General features: G+C 67.6%; 13 protein-coding genes and 1 pseudogene. 9 read left to right on the top strand and 5 right to left on the bottom strand.

All coding sequences use genetic code 11. The features are described 5' to 3' along the window. Positions 1-120 precede the first annotated feature (120 nt). Positions 121-843, bottom strand: a complete 723-nt coding sequence (locus tag DBR20_RS19445; RefSeq protein WP_108267810.1) for a response regulator — start codon at positions 841-843, stop codon at positions 121-123. Between the two features lie 128 nt (positions 844-971). Here DBR20_RS19445 and rlmD point away from each other — a divergent pair, with 128 nt between their 5' ends. Then, positions 972-2,306: a 23S rRNA (uracil(1939)-C(5))-methyltransferase RlmD gene (gene rlmD, locus DBR20_RS19440; RefSeq protein WP_108267790.1), complete on the top strand. Its 1,335-nt coding sequence runs from the start codon at positions 972-974 to the stop codon at positions 2,304-2,306. Positions 2,307-2,366: 60 nt separating this feature from the next. Here the strand turns inward: rlmD and DBR20_RS19435 are convergent, their stop codons facing one another. Continuing rightward, positions 2,367-2,987: a hypothetical protein gene (locus DBR20_RS19435; protein ID WP_146187059.1), complete on the bottom strand. Its 621-nt coding sequence runs from the start codon at positions 2,985-2,987 to the stop codon at positions 2,367-2,369. Between the two features lie 93 nt (positions 2,988-3,080). Between DBR20_RS19435 and DBR20_RS19430 the strand changes: the two genes are divergently transcribed. From DBR20_RS19430 to DBR20_RS19395, 8 genes are all read left to right on the top strand, one after another. After that, complete coding sequence (locus DBR20_RS19430; RefSeq protein ID WP_108267786.1) at positions 3,081-3,566, top strand: CYTH domain-containing protein; 486 nt, start codon at positions 3,081-3,083, stop codon at positions 3,564-3,566. 92 nt (positions 3,567-3,658) lie between these two features. Beyond that, complete coding sequence (locus DBR20_RS19425; RefSeq protein ID WP_108267784.1) at positions 3,659-4,366, top strand: DsbA family oxidoreductase; 708 nt, start codon at positions 3,659-3,661, stop codon at positions 4,364-4,366. A 162-nt stretch (positions 4,367-4,528) separates the two neighbouring features. Next, on the top strand, positions 4,529-5,536 hold the full coding sequence (gene nagZ / locus DBR20_RS19420) for a beta-N-acetylhexosaminidase (protein ID WP_108267782.1): 1,008 nt from the start codon (positions 4,529-4,531) through the stop codon (positions 5,534-5,536). Then, positions 5,536-6,090, top strand: coding sequence for a hypoxanthine-guanine phosphoribosyltransferase (locus DBR20_RS19415; RefSeq protein ID WP_025879180.1), 555 nt, complete (start codon positions 5,536-5,538; stop codon positions 6,088-6,090). Before nagZ ends, DBR20_RS19415 begins: the two co-directional genes overlap by 1 nt. A gap of 81 nt (positions 6,091-6,171) precedes the next feature. Next, positions 6,172-6,918, top strand: a complete 747-nt coding sequence (locus DBR20_RS19410) for an S-methyl-5'-thioinosine phosphorylase (RefSeq protein ID WP_099818943.1) — start codon at positions 6,172-6,174, stop codon at positions 6,916-6,918. Positions 6,919-7,006: 88 nt separating this feature from the next. After that, the gene (locus DBR20_RS19405; protein WP_019183439.1) at positions 7,007-7,213 is read left to right on the top strand and encodes a cold-shock protein; all 207 of its coding nucleotides are present in this window, start codon (positions 7,007-7,009) and stop codon (positions 7,211-7,213) included. Positions 7,214-7,594: 381 nt separating this feature from the next. Further along, complete coding sequence (locus DBR20_RS19400; protein ID WP_108267780.1) at positions 7,595-8,863, top strand: NAD(P)/FAD-dependent oxidoreductase; 1,269 nt, start codon at positions 7,595-7,597, stop codon at positions 8,861-8,863. 177 nt (positions 8,864-9,040) lie between these two features. Continuing rightward, complete coding sequence (locus DBR20_RS19395; protein ID WP_108267808.1) at positions 9,041-9,310, top strand: hypothetical protein; 270 nt, start codon at positions 9,041-9,043, stop codon at positions 9,308-9,310. Between the two features lie 33 nt (positions 9,311-9,343). Here DBR20_RS19395 and pdeM read toward each other — a convergent pair whose 3' ends face one another. From pdeM to DBR20_RS23485, 3 genes and pseudogenes are all read right to left on the bottom strand, one after another. After that, positions 9,344-9,985: a ligase-associated DNA damage response endonuclease PdeM gene (gene pdeM / locus DBR20_RS19390; protein WP_108267778.1), complete on the bottom strand. Its 642-nt coding sequence runs from the start codon at positions 9,983-9,985 to the stop codon at positions 9,344-9,346. After that, a complete protein-coding gene (locus DBR20_RS19385) occupies positions 9,975-12,434 on the bottom strand; it encodes a ligase-associated DNA damage response DEXH box helicase (RefSeq protein WP_108267776.1) in 2,460 nt (819 codons plus the stop codon). The genes pdeM and DBR20_RS19385 overlap by 11 nt, the downstream gene beginning before the upstream one ends. Beyond that, positions 12,431-13,069 (bottom strand): annotated as a pseudogene (locus tag DBR20_RS23485) (ATP-dependent DNA ligase); the annotation flags it as partial. The gene DBR20_RS19385 and the pseudogene DBR20_RS23485, both read right to left, overlap by 4 nt.

The raw sequence follows: 13,069 nt of genomic DNA, 5'->3' as shown, positions 1-13,069 counted from the left end.
GGTTTACGGCGTGTCCTGCCAACCCATGCCGCCCCGCCATCCCGCAGGAAGCCGCTTTGGCTGTTGCCGTTGCTCCGGCTGTTGCCTCTGCAGGTGCCGGGCGCAGCCCGGCCGAACCCCTCAGTGCAGCAGAGCAGCTACGGCGGCGCGGAACACCGCCTGTGCCTGCCCCGATTCGGGCGTGTGATGCAGCTGCCGCACCGCGCGTGCCAGTCGCGCTGCACCCACGAACCCGCAGCTGGCCTGCAACCGGTGCAACTGGCTGCGCAGCTGGCGCTCGTCGTGCTGGTCCACGGCCTGTTCGACCGCGTCGCGCACGCCCGGCAGTTCAGCCAGGAACAACTCGCGCAGGGCGATCAGGTGGTTGCGCTGGCCATTGAGCGCGGCCAGGGCGGCGGTTTCGTCCCAGTCCTCCAACGCCAGCTCGACCGCCGCAGGCGGCACCGTGGAACCGCCAGGGCTGTTGACCAGCGCACGACGGACCGCCTTCAGCAGCTGGTCGCGGCCCAGCGGCTTGACCAGGGTGTCGCTGAAGCCGGCCTCGCGCAGGCGTGCGTGAATGGCGACATCGCCGTCGGCGGTATGCGCCAGCGCCGGGGTGTCCGGGTGCGAGCGGCGCAGCTCGTGCAGCAACTGGGCACCATTGCCATCGGGCAGGTTGACGTCGATCAGCCACAGATCGTGGGCACCGGGCTCGGCGCGCGCCAAGGCGCTGGCCAGTGAGTCGGCGGTGTCCACATCTGCTGGTAACGTTTCCAACGCCGCTTTGAAAAAACCGCGGCTGATGATGTCGTCCTCGACAAGCAGGAAGCGGGGTCGACTGGCCCGCGGGGTCATCTGCATCAGGGCTGCCTCCATGTCAGCTGGGGTCAATCATCAAGCACGGCGGCGGCGGGCGCAAGCGGCCAGCGGCCCCGCCGGTCAGGATCTGCGACAATACGGCCCCACTTTTGCCCGCAGCCTGTTGCCACGTGGCCCGATCCCGCTCCCGCATCGACCGTACTCCCTTCCAGACCGAGATCCTCGACCTCAGCCATGATGGTCGCGGTGTTGCCCGCCGTGAAGGCGAGGGCGGCAAGGTCACCTTCATCAGCGGTGCCCTGCCGGGCGAAGTGGTGATGGCCGAACAGACCGCCCGCAGCCGCCACTTCGATGAGGCGCGCACGGTGCAGGTGCTGCAGGCCTCGCCGCAGCGGGTCACCCCCAAGTGCCCGCATTTCGGCACCTGCGCCGGCTGCGTGCTGCAGCACCTGGATGAAGACCAGCAGATCGTCGCCAAGCAGCGCGTGCTGATGGACAACCTGGAGCGCATCGGCCATGTGAAGCCGGGCACCGTGCTGCCGCCGCTGGTCGGCGACAGCTGGGGCTACCGCCGCAAGGGCCGGTTCTCGGTGCGCCGGGTCGAGAAGAAGGACAAGACCCTGGTCGGCTTCCGCGAGCAGGACCCGCGCTTCGTCGCGGACCTGAAGCAGTGCCTGACCGTGATCCCGGAAATCGGCACCAAGGTGGAGGTGCTGTCGACCTTCATCGAATCCCTGGACGGCAAACGCGACATCCCGCAGATCGAGTTCATCGCCGGTGACCAGGCGGTGGTGCTGACTGTGCGCCACATGCAGCCGCTGAGTGACGCTGATCGCGCTGCCTGGGCGGCCTTTGGCCAGCAGCAGGGCTTTGTCATCTACCTGCAGTCGGGCGGCGTGGATACCGTGCAGCCGCTGGACGGGCAGGGCGTGGCGCTGTCATTCCGGCTGGCGCCGTGGGATGTCGAACTGGCGTTCCGTCCGCTGGATTTCATCCAGGTCAATGCCAAGCTCAACGAGAAGATGATCGCCCACGCGTTGGACCTGCTCGAACCGGGTGCCGACGAGCGCGTGCTGGACCTGTTCTGTGGCCTGGGCAACTTCACCCTGCCGCTGGCACGCAAGGTGCGTGAAGTGGTGGGCGTGGAAGGTGATGCCGGGCTGGTGGCGCGTGCGCGCGAGAACGCCGAGCGCAACGGACTGGCCAACGCGCAGTTCTACAGCGCCGACCTGACCCAGGACCAGCGCAGCACGCCGTGGATGCGCCAGGGCTTCGACAAGCTGCTGTTGGATCCGCCGCGTTCCGGTGCCATCGAAGTGCTGCAGCAGCTGCCGTTGAAGCAGTTCAAGCGCATCGTCTACGTCAGCTGCCATCCGGGCTCGCTGGCCCGCGATGCAGGTTACCTGGTCAACGAACAGGGCTTCACCCTGGTCAGCGCCGGTGCGATGGACATGTTCCCGCATACCGCGCACGTGGAAAGCATCGCGGTGTTCGAAAAGCGTTGATGAATGCAGCGCCGGGGTCTACCCGGCGCCTGCCCTGCCGCTTGCACGCAGGCAACGCGGTCAGTCGCCCGGGGCGTTCTGCCACTGGCCTTCCACGCGCACGAAGGCCATGGACTGCTCGCCGTGCTCGTTGCCGTCGCCCGCGCGCACCGTGCATTCGATGACGGCCTTGTCGCTGGCGACGTCGCAGCTCCTCACGTCCTGCACCTGCAGGGTGCTGGCCGCCTGCTCGTAGTGCGTGCGCAGGGCGGGGTCGGCCTGCTGCTGCGCCTGTGCGGCGATCCGTTCCCGCAGCAGGGCCTGCACCCGATCCTTCGGCGGCGCCGGAACCGGGACATCGCGCTGGTCAGGCAGGGTCCACACGCCGCTCACCAGGGCCAGCCGCAGCAGCTGCGGTCGCGAATTGATGCCTGCGCTGGCGGTGGCGATGCAATCGACGGCGTCACCGGCCTCGGCGGCTGCGCAGCTGTCCAGCGCCTGCAGGCGGGGCCGGAAGGTCTCGGCAACCAAGCGGCTGCTGTCACTGGCGGGCCGATCGGCAATGGCCTGATCGAACATCCGGTCCATCGCGGCCTGTGCCTGCTGCAGCGATGGCATCGCCGTTGATGCGGCATTGGCGGCCACACACGGCAGCAGTGCCGACAGCGCAAGACAGCGGCGAAGACGACGGGAAAGTGTCATGCGCGACCATTCCTTGGTTGGGGGCCGCGCAGTGTAGTCGTGCCTGTCGCCGCGCCGATAGGCAGCGTCTGGCGTGAGCCGCATACTGTGCCCATGGGCATTGAAATCGAACGCAAATTCCTCGTCACCCATGATGGGTGGCGCACCGCCGCGCACCGGGTCATTCCGATGGCGCAGGGCTACATCAACGATCTGGGCGCGCTCGACCGCGGCACCCAGAACGCCTCGGTGCGGGTCCGCATCGAAGGCGAGAAGGCCGCACTGAACCTGAAGTCGCGAACGCTGGGCCATACCCGGCAGGAGTTCGACTACCCGATCCCGGTGCAGGATGCGCGCGACCTGCTGGCGCTGTGCGTCGGCGGCCTGATCGACAAGCGCCGGCATCTGGTCGAGTACGCCGGCCTGACCTGGGAGGTGGACGAGTTCCTTGGCGACAACGCCGGCCTGGTGGTCGCCGAAGTCGAGCTCGACAGCGCCGGCCAGGCCATCGACCTGCCGGACTGGATCGGCGCTGAGGTGACCGACGACGCGCGCTACTACAACGTGGCGTTGGCCAATAATCCCTATTCACAGTGGTGAAGTAGAGGGGCGTCTTGATCCCAGCTGTGCAGAATGCGACTTAATTCCCTCCGTCCCCTTTTTTCGGGGCGAGCAGGCCACATGTCGCAGGGATGAGAATCGACATCTACTCCGACGTGGTCTGCCCCTGGTGCTGGATCGGCAAGCATCGCTTCCAGCAGGGTGTGCAGTTGCTGGGCGCCGACGCGCCCGAACTCGAGATCCACTGGCAGCCGTTCCAGCTCGATCCGGATGCCGGCGCCACCCCGGTGCCGCTGCGCGAGGCCTATGAGCGCAAGTTCGGCGGTGCCGAGCGCACCGAGCAGATTCTTGGCCAGACCCAGACCACTGCGCGGGCCGAGGGCCTCCCGATGGACTTCGGCCAGGGCCAGGTGCGGGTAACCACGCTGCCGGCGCATCGCCTGCTGTGGCTGGCTGGCCAGCACGGCGTGCAGGAGGCGGTCGGCGAGGCGCTGTTCCGCGCCCATTTCGAGCATGGGCGGAATCTGGCCGACCCGGCGGTGCTGGTCGAAGCTGGTGCCGCGGGTGGTCTGGCTGCAAATGAGATCCAGCAGATGCTGGCCAGCGATCGTGGCCTGGCCGAAGTGGAAGCGGGCCTGGCGCAGGCCCATGCACTGGGTATCTCCTCGGTGCCCACCTTCGTCATCGACGGCCGCTGGGCCGTATCCGGAGCCCAGCCCCCGGAAGCCTTCGCCAACGCGCTGCGCCAGATTGCCGCCGAGCAGGCGGAGGGGCAGGGCGCGCAGGATGCCCCGGATGGCAGCGACGACGCCTGCGGCGCGGACGGCTGCAAGGTCTGACCGGACCGCAGAAGGGGACGGACGGGATCAAGTCGTATTCGGCACCAGTGGGCCGATTGCGCGTTGATCCCCTCCGTCCCCTTTTTTGACCACTGCGCCTGTTGGCCGGTTCTGCGACAATGCGGCACTGCGCCATGCGGGCGCCCGTTGTGGAGATCGACCATGCTGCTGATCGGCGTTGCCGGTACTGAACTGACCGCCCAGGAACGTGACTGGCTGCAGCACGATGCTGTGGCCGGGGTGGTGCTGTTCAAGCGCAACTTCGCTTCGCGGCAGCAGGTGACCGAACTGTCCGCGGCGATCCGCGCTGCCGCACCGCGCCCGCAGTTGATCTGCGTGGACCAGGAAGGGGGGCGCGTGCAGCGCTTCCGCGAGGGCTTCAGCGAGCTGCCGCCGCTGCAGGACATTGGTGTCCAGTACGCCAAGGACCCCGACGCTGCGCTGGCACTTGCCGAGCAGCACGCCTGGCTGATGGCCAGTGAAGTGCGTGCCAGCGGTGTGGACCTGAGCTTCGCGCCGGTGGTCGACCTTGGCCGTGGCAATCGCGCCATCGGCAACCGTGCCTTCAGTGAAGACCCGCAGGTCGTGGCCGCGTTCACCGCCGCCTATGTGCGTGGCATGCACGCGGTCGGCATGGCCGCCACCCTCAAGCATTTCCCCGGCCATGGCACCGTGCTGGAAGACACCCATGTGGATACCGCGATCGATCCGCGTGCGCTGGACGAACTGCGCACACAGGATCTGGTGCCGTTCGCGGCCGGTATTGCCGCCGGCGCCGATGCAGTGATGATGGCGCACGTGATCTACCCGCAGGTCGCGCCGGAACCGGCTGGCTACTCGCCGCGCTGGATCCAGCAGATCCTGCGTGGCGAGCTCGGCTTCCGCGGCGTGGTGTTCTCCGATGACATCGGCATGGCCGCCTCGCACAGCGCCGGTGGCGTGCCGGCGCGCGTGCACGCGCACCTGGATGCCGGCTGCGATGTGGTGCTGGTCTGCCACCCGGAACTGGTCGATGAAGCCCTGCACGCGGTGCAGGGACGCTCCCTCAATACCGCTGCGCTGCTGGGCCTGCTTGGCCGCGGCGCGCTTGGCTGGGATGGCCTGCTGGCCGATGCCCGCCATGGCGACACCCAATCCCGTCTGCTTCAAACCCTTGGAAGAACCGTCTGATGCCGAACCTCACCATTTCCCAGGCCCTGGCCCAAGCTGACCTGCTGGTCGACCGTCCCACCATCGACAAGGCCATTGCCGGCATCGCCGACGCCATCGCGCGCGATTACCAGGGCGAGGTGCCGCTGTTCCTGTCGATCATGCACGGTGCGCTGCCGTTCGCAGGCCAGCTGGCATTGGAGCTGGGCGCGCGTGGCCAGGACGTGCAGTTCGATTACCTGCACGCCACCCGTTACCGCGGCGAGACCACCGGTGGCGACCTGGTGTGGAAGCACAAGCCGGCCACCGCACTGTTCGGCCGCCGCGTGCTGCTGGTCGATGACATCCTCGACGAGGGTTACACCCTGCAGGGCGTGCGCACCTGGTGCCTGGAGCAGGGCGCGACCGACGTGCGCATTGCCGCGATGACCGTGAAGAAGCACGATCGCGCGCTGCCGGACGTCACCGCCGACTACGCCGGCATCGAACTGCCGGATCGCTACGTGTTCGGTTTCGGCATGGACGTCAACGAAACCCTGCGCTGCGTGCCGGCCATCTACGCGATGAAGGAATAACAACGCGGCCGCCTGCGGCCTGCGTTTCCTGCCGCCGGCATCTTCGGGTGCCGGCGTTCTTTTTTCTCTGGAGTGCTTTTCATGCAACAGATCGCCCTGGCCGTGATTGGCGGCACCGGTGTCTACAACCTGGCCAAGCTTGACGACGTGCAGACCCACGAAGTCTCGACCCGTTTCGGACAGCCGTCCGGCCCGGTGCGGGTCGGGACATTGCTCGGTCATCGCGTGGCTTTCCTGGCGCGCCATGGTGAAGGTCATTCGCTGCCGCCGCACAAGATCAACTACCGCGCCAACCTGGCCGCGCTGCAGCAGATCGGCGCGCAACGGGTGCTGGCACTGAATACCGTGGGCGGCATCGGTGACGATTTCGGTCCGCGCGTGCTGGCCTGTCCGGATCAGGTAATCGATTACACCTGGGGCCGGATCAGCACGATCTGCGAAGAAGAAGGCACCGACGTGGTGCACGTCGACTTCGGCCATCCGTACACGCCGATGCTGCGCAGCAAGATCCTGGCGGCGGCGAAGGTGACCGGTGTGAAGGTCCACGATGGCGGTTGCTACGGCGCAACGCAGGGCCCGCGGCTGGAAACCATCGCTGAAATCGCGCGCATGCGCCGCGATGGTTGCGACCTGGTAGGCATGACCGGCATGCCCGAAGCGGCGCTGGCACGCGAGCTGGGGCTGGATTACGCCTGCCTGGCGATCGTTGCCAACTGGGCCGCCGGGTGCGGTGACGGCGAGGAAATCACCATGGCCGAAGTACTGGCCAATGTGCAGGCCGCCAGCAACGGACTTCCGGAACTGGTCGGCGAATTGGCGCGGGGGTGATTGTCTTCGCGTAACAAGCTTTGCATACTCAGCTTGTGCGCGGGTTCAGCGTACACCACCCATTCATTGCATAAGGTCACGCATCACCATGCCGAACGGTACCGTCAAGTGGTTCAACGACGCCAAGGGATTTGGCTTCATCTCGCCGGAGGACGGCAGCGCCGACGTCTTCGCGCACTTCTCCGCGATCAACTCCAAGGGCTTCCGCAGTCTGCAGGAAGGCCAGAAGGTCACCTACGACGTGACCCAGGGCCCGAAGGGCGCCCAGGCCTCGAACATCGTTCCGGCCGAGTGATCCACTCGATAGTGCGTTGAAAACCCCGCTTCGGCGGGGTTTTTTTTTGCGGGCCGTGAACGTGAAGTGCCCTTTCTGCGGGAGCGCCTGTCCTTGCGTGCGAATGTCCCCCGGCGCCGGCCTGCGGCCATCGCCTCCTCCTTTACTTCGCACGCAAGGACAGGCGCTCCCGTTGCGGAATCGCGCGCGCCAGCAGAGGCCATGAAAGCCGAGCGCCGCCACCACTGCAGGCTCTCCTGCGAAGTAAAGGAGGAGGCAGCCGCGCAGAGGCTGCCGGGGGACATTCGCAGGAGAGCCTGCAGTGGTGGCGGAGCCCGATGCACAGCTTCTGCTGGGAAGGCCGCTGATGTACCACCCCTGCGCCGATGGCACAATGCGGGCATGACGGAACGACTGCGCATCGCCGTGATTGGATACGGCACCGCTGGCCAGGCATTGGCCATCCTGCTCACCCGTGATGGCCACGAGGTGGAGATCTTCGAACGCGTGCCGACGCCAGGGCCGGTGGGCGCAGGGTTCCTGCTGCAACCCAGCGGACTGCAGGTGCTGTGGCAGATGGGCCTGCTCGATGCCGTGCGTGGCTACGCCATGCCAGTGCGCCGGCTGTATGGCGATACCCCGTGCGAGCGTGCGGTGATGGACATGGGCTATGACGGCCTGGATGCGCGCCTGCATGGCCTGGGCATGCAGCGGGGCGCATTGTTCTCGGTGCTGGACCAGGCGCGTGAAGGCGCCGGCGAGCTGCATGTGGGTACGACCATTGTCGAGGTCGACCACCAGCAGGGGCGACTGCGCGACAGCGACGGCCGCACGCATGGACCGTTCGATCTGGTGGTTGCCGCCGACGGCGCTGCGTCCACGCTGCGCAACGGTATCGACGGTGGCGCGGCGCTGGATCGGGTGTACCCGTGGGGCGCGCTGTGGTGCCTGTTGCCGGCCGAAGACTGGCCGCACATGCAGCAGCTGCGGCAGCGCTACGTCGCCGCGCGCAAGATGATCGGCCTGCTGCCGGTCGGCACCCGTCCGGGTGACGATACGCCTCGCCTGAGCTTCTTCTGGAGCCTGCCGCGTGCGGATTTCGAGCGCTGGCAGGGCGATGGCATGACGCCCTGGCTGGAAGAACTGCATGCGCTGTGGCCACAGGCGGGCGCGCGCTTCGCCCATCTGCAGGACGCCGGGCAACTGGCGCGGGCGGTGTACCGCGATGCCGTGATGAAGCGTTGGCATCAGGGCCGGCTGGTACTGGTCGGTGATGCAGCACACGCGATGAGCCCGCAGCTGGGGCAGGGCGTGAACATGGCGCTGCTGGATGCGTTGGCACTGCGCGACGCGTTGCGCACCCATGGTGGTGGTGAACCGGCATTGCAGGCCTATCAGGCGCAACGGCGTGCGCATGTAGCGGTCTATCAGCGCTGGAGCCGCTGGCTGACGCCGCTGTTCCAGTCCGATCGCGATGCGTGGGCAAAAGCCCGCGACGTGCTGCTGGGGCCGATGGGACGACTGCCTGGCGGGCGCGGGCACATGCTGCGCGTGCTCAGCGGTACCCAGCACGGGTGGCTGGGCGCGTTGCCGCTCGATCCGGCGTTCATCGACGCGCTGGCCGCCGCGCCCTCGGCCGAACGGAGCGTGGCAATTCCGGCCACCGCGTGAATCTTTCGTCACGTCGATTAACGATTACCTCACCCCGTATATGCGACAAGAGATGAGCACGCGGCAGCCGCGTCGCCCGTTTTCCTTTTCGTGATCGATCATCGCGTGGCCCGGGTGGCGTCGCCGTCGCTGCCTGCTGCGGCCCGGATGTGCCGCACGATGCACGAGGAGGACGCCATGTTGTTCGCGGTCGAGAAGCTGGAATCGGAAATCTGCAAGCTGCGCGGTCTGCTGCGGATGCTGCACGAGGACCAGCCCGACGTACTGGAAGATGTGTTCGAGTTCCATGTCGGCAGTTTGATCAGCCACGCATCACCGGAAAGCCACGACCATATCCGCGCCTGCGCCCACGAGATGCTGGTGGCGATACAGGCCCTGCCGCGCCACGCTGACGAGGAAGCGCCGGAATTCAGCCTGATGCCCCGGATCGTCGCGCGCCCGTCGTAATGCAGGGCAGGCCTCGACGTAGGCCTCAACGAGTCAGCGAACCGGCAGCGGCACCACGCTGTCTTCCACACAGGCGAGCAGCTGTTCGCCCGGTGCCAGTACAGGCACGACACCGGCGGTGAATGCCGAGAACGCCGGCAGAATGGTGATGCCCTGGCGCAGCCAGAACGCGGGGAAGCGTCGAGGCAGTGCCGGCAACGCAACCTGCGGGTGCACATGGCCGGCCAGCACGTGCGCGGAGGCATCGGCCAGCGGCTCGTGCCGCAGCAGGAACGGCCCCAAGCGTGCATCGTCATGCATCTGTACCTGCAGCGCCGCCTTCGGCAGATCACGGTCGTGATTGCCGCGCACCACGTGGATGTCCAGCGCAGCGTGCTGTTCGCGCCAACCGAGCCATTGTTGATACCAGGCCGCGCGATGCGCCGGGCCATGCAGGACGTCGCCGAGGATCCATAGTTGCTGGCACTGGTGCAGGGTCACCATGTCCTGCAGGCGTTGCAGGTCATCGCCGGTACCGCCGGCCGGCAGGGCGATTCCCGAGCGCCGGAACACGTCCGCCTTGCCCAGGTGCAGGTCGGCGATCAACAACGTGCGACGCCCCGGCCACAGCAGCGCCCGACCGCCCAGCAGCAGCATCGACTCACCGCCCAGCTGCAGCGGCAGATCAGCGGCCATGACGGCGCTCCAGCTGCTGCGCCGCACGCTGCACGCGCGTGCGCCAGTCTTCATTGCTGAACTGCCCACGCAGGCGCTCGGCCCACAGCGGAAATGCCAGTGGCGTCAGTGACGATGGCTGCTGCAGCGACAACGAACGTGTGGCGATGCCGGCCAGCACCTGCTGCAGCCCGGGCAGATCCAAGCTGTCGTGCAGCACTTCATGCTCGGCCAGTGCCAACAGCAGATGCTCCGGGTCGTGCTCGCGCAGTACGTCATGCAGCAGTCCGGCGGAGGCCTGCAACTGGCGCAGCGAGCGTGGCATGCCACCGGGCAGGCTGGGCACCAGCAGGCCCGCCACGCGTGCGATGCCGCGGAACTGACGGCGCGCCAGCTCGCCCAGGTTCACCGCTTCGCGCAGGTCCGGCAGCAGATCCTCAGCATCCAGCATCGCCCGCCAGTCCTGTTCCTGCAATTCCACCGGCGTTGCCGGCGCGAGTACCAGACCATGGTCGTTCACCGCATAGCCGATGCTGTTGCGCTGCTGCCGGGTGCAGCGCAGGGCAAGCAGCGCGGCCAACGCTTCGTGCACATGGCGGCCCGCAAAGGGATAGACGAACAGGAACTGGCCCTCGCGTCGGCGCACGTCTTCCACCAGCAGGTGGCCGGGCGATGGCGGCGCAGACAGCTGCGACTGCAAGGCCAGCAGCGGCGCAAGCCAGCGCGACTCCACGCTCTGGTCGGCGCCTGACAGCACCATCTCCAGTTCGCGCCCCAGTGGCATCGACAACGGCAACTGCCCGCCCTGCCAGCGCGGCACCACGCCATCACCACCGCCGTGTGCCACGCGCACGAACGCGGTCATGTCGCGCAGCTGCACCAGCTCCAGCAGTCGTCCTGCAAACTGGAAGCGGTCGCCCCGGCGCAGGCGGCTGGCAAACTGTTCTTCCACCGCGCCCAGGCTGCCGCCACGCAGGAACTGCACGCGCACGCTGCCGTCGCTGCTGATGGTGCCGATCGACAGCCGATGGCGCAGCGCCTGGCGGCGATCGGGCATGCGGTAGATGCCATCGGCATCGCTCACCACCTTGTGGAACTCCGGATACCGGGACAGCGCACGTCCGCCTTGCACGATGAAATCGATCACGGCATTCCATTGCGCGTCTTCCAGCGCGGCGAAGGCATGCGTTCCACGAACCTGTTGCAGCAGTGCAGCGGCGTCGAAGCCGCCAGCCAGCGCGCGACTGACTGCGTGCTGGGCCAATACATCCAGCGACAAGGTGGGAGGACGGCGTGCTTCGATCACCCCGTCATGCAACGCGCGTCGGGCCGCCGCGTACTCGGCCAGTTCCAGCGCGTGGCTGGGAATGCACAGTATCTCGCCGCTGGCGCCGGGCCGATGGCGCGCACGCCCGGCCCGCTGGCGCAGGCGGGCCACGCCCTTCGGACTGCCCAGCTGCAGCACCTGGTCCACTTCCGGAAAGTCCACGCCCAGATCCAGGCTGGACGTGGCCACCACGCACCGCAGCGTGCCGGCACGCAGTCCGTCTTCAACCTGCTGGCGCAGCGTGGCATCCAACGAGCCGTGGTGCAGGGCGAGCGTGCCGGCATCCTCCGGCCACACCGCCGCGAGGGCCTGGTGCCACAGTTCCGCCTGCGCACGTGTGTTGGTGAAGAGCAGGCTGCTGCGCGCGCGGAACACTGCATCGAGCACGCGCGGCAGTTGCGCCAGGCCAAGATGGCCGGCCCACGGAAAGCGTTCGCCGGGTTCGGGCAGCAGGCTGCGGATCGTCACCGGCCGCTGCCGTGCGCCCTCCACGATCGGTGCCAGTGGCTGGTGCGGCAGCAGTACGTCGCGTGCCTGCGGCAGGTTGCCCAATGTTGCCGACAGCCCCCACAGTTGCATCGTGGGCGCTGCCTCACGCAGCAGCGCCAGGTTCAACTGCAGCAGCACGCCGCGCTTGTTGCCCAGCAGTTCGTGCCATTCGTCCACCACCACGCAGCGCAGCTGGCGCATGCGCTCAAGGGTGTCGGGATAGCTGAGCAGCAGCGCCAGCGACTCCGGTGTGGTCACCAGCACGTCGATACGACCTTCGCGGGCCAAGCGCCTGTCGCGGTTGCTGGCATCGCCGCTGCGCAGCCCCACGCGCCAGCCCAGGCCAAGGCCGTCGATCGGTGCCTGCAGTGCGCGTGCGGTATCGCTGGCCAGCGCACGCAGCGGCGTCACCCACAGCACCTGCAGCGGGCGTACCGCGCTGGTGCGACGCGGTTTGGGGGGAGGCTCGAGCATCGCCTGCAGCAAGGGGCCGCCGAACATGGCAAGCGTCTTGCCGCTGCCGGTGGGGGTGTGCAACAGGCCCGATTCGCCGGCCAGGTAGTGTCGCCACATCGCGCGCTGGAAGGGCAGGGGGCGCCAGCCGCGGCTGCCGAACCAGTCGTTCAGGCGCTGCAGCGCTTCACTGCGCTTCATCGCGCCAGCGCCTGCAACTGGGCCAGGTGGTCGGCTTCGGCAGCCGGTTTGTCGTGGCGCCAGCGCAGGATGCGTGGAAAGCGTACGGCGATGCCGGACTTGTGGCGCGCGCTGCGGTTGACCGCTTCGAAGCCGAGTTCGAACACCTGCTCGGCACTGACGCTGCGTACCGGGCCGAAGCGCTCGCGGGTATGCGCGCGGATCCAGCGATCGAGCGCGAGGATTTCCTTGTCGTCCAGCCCGGAATAGGCCTTGGCCACTGGAACCAGCGTGTCGCCGTCCCAGACCCCGAAGGTGTAGTCGGTGTAGAGCGTGCTGCGCCGGCCATGACCTGCCTGCGCATACAGCAGTACGGCATCGATGGTGAGCGGCTCGACCTTCCACTTCCACCAGTCGCCACGGCGACGCCCGGACTGGTAGATCGAATCGCGGCGCTTCAGCATCAGCCCTTCCACGCCGCGCTCGCGCGATGCTTCGCGCAGCTGCGCGGCATGCTGCCAATCGTCGGCGGGTACCTCGGGTGACAGCTGGATGCGCGGATCGCCGAGCGCGCCAACCACCTCGGCCAACTGCGCGCGACGTTGCTGCAGCGGCAGCGCACGCAGGTCCTCACCGTTGCGTTCAAGCAGATCATA

The sequence above is a fragment of the Stenotrophomonas sp. HMWF023 genome (assembly GCF_003060985.1).
GTDB lineage: Bacteria > Pseudomonadota > Gammaproteobacteria > Xanthomonadales > Xanthomonadaceae > Stenotrophomonas > Stenotrophomonas lactitubi.
This window is presented reverse-complemented; position numbering and strand designations above follow the sequence as displayed.